We start from the raw sequence: 1,523 nt of genomic DNA on the forward strand, positions 1-1,523 counted from the left end.
GGGCTCGGGCGGGGAACGGCGCCGCCCCGGGGATGGGGTGCGGGTCAGTGCCCGCCCTTCGGCATCCGACAACCGGTGCCCTCCAGGTACACCCCGTGCACCCCGTCCCCGGGGTCGGCGTGCGGCATGCCGGTGTGGCCGGTGACGCACGGACCCGCCCCCGGAACGGTGACGAACCACGTCGCGACGCCCGTCCCGGCCTCCTCCACGCCGATGCCATCGGGCTCGTAGCCCAGGCGTTTCAGCAGCCTCGTGGTCGTCTCCACGTCCCCGAAGAGGCCGTCCTCGTCGGTCATGGCCGCCGCGATGCGCACCGCGTGGGCCTCGCCCCGGCACCGCTCCGCCGGGGACACCTCCGCGGTTCGCCGGTAGCCGTTGTTCTCGCCGTGGCGGGGGTTCTCGGGTACGCCGCCGGCTTCCGCGTCGTTCTCCCCTCCGGCGTCCTCCCCCGGGAGGTCCTCCGGTGCGGTTTCGGCGCAGCGGGCGGCGATCTCCGGCCACAGCCGGTCGTGCTCCTCCACGGCCCGCCGCGTCGCCTCGGCGGAGGAGACGGCCGGCGGGACGTCGGGGGCGCCGGGGGCATCGAGGGCTCCGCCGGGCCGGTTGTCGGCGGGGGCCTGCCCGCAGGCGGTGAGCAGTAACGCGCCGACGCACAGCGCGAGCGGGACCAGCGGAGCGGAGCGGTGCACGGCGGACCTCCGGGAGGACGCGACAGGACTTCCCGAGTCTTCACCGGGAAGGGGCGGTTGTCGCCGGGAACCCACCGCTCCGCTTTCCCCGGCGCCGACGCCGGGGGCGGGCCGGTGCGCCGGGCCGGGGGACTTTCGTCGAAGGCCCCGTCAGCGCGACCGGAGCACCGCCAGGAGCCACAGCGTGCCCGCCCCCACCAGGTAGACCGCCAGGGCCCAGCCGGGAATGCCGACCGGCCCCTCGCCCGTGGCCCCCGCCGTGGTGATGCCGAGTAGGCCGGCGACCGCCACGGCCGGGGCCGCGCAGGCCGTCACCGTCATCGCCCGACCCCGGCCGGGGGCGTCCCCTTCCCCGGTCTCCCCGGTCTCCCCGGCGCCCGGGCGCGCCGGGCCGGCCCCCACTTTCCGCGCGTGGCGCTCCACCCCGCCGAACAGGAGGACCAACACCATCAGCACCACGGACAGGCAGACCAGCCACGGAACCCGCCACAGCAGCCAGTCGACCGATTCCACCTCCGGTTGGGGCATCAGCCCCGGCGGGTACAGCACGATCGCGGCGATCACCACCGCCGCCATGTGCCACAGGAAGACCGTCAGCACGACACTGTTGACGGCCACCACGGCCATCCACGTCCGGAGCCCGGCCAGCCGGCGGGCGGCCCACCCGCGCAGCAGGATCGCGCCGCCGATCCAGCAGGCCGCGAGCGCGAGCAGGGCGAGCGTCGGCGGGGCGGTGTTCTGCGCCTCCTCGCCGGGAACGGTGACCATGCTGATCGGATACGGGCCCGGCACGGTGAGCAGCACCAACGCCACCAGCCCGCCCCCGGCCAGCCC

1 protein-coding gene and 1 pseudogene are annotated in these 1,523 nt (G+C 76.2%); both read right to left on the reverse strand.

From position 1 onward, the window contains the following. Window positions 1-44 precede the first annotated feature (44 nt). A complete protein-coding gene (locus FOE67_RS25395) occupies window positions 45-689 on the reverse strand; it encodes a hypothetical protein (RefSeq protein ID WP_182667160.1) in 645 nt (214 codons plus the stop codon). Window positions 690-839: 150 nt separating this feature from the next. Next, window positions 840-1,523 (reverse strand): annotated as a pseudogene (locus FOE67_RS25400) (hypothetical protein); the annotation flags it as partial.

This window comes from Streptomyces calidiresistens, from assembly GCF_014141525.1.
GTDB classification, from domain to species: Bacteria; Actinomycetota; Actinomycetes; order Streptomycetales; family Streptomycetaceae; genus Streptomyces; species Streptomyces calidiresistens.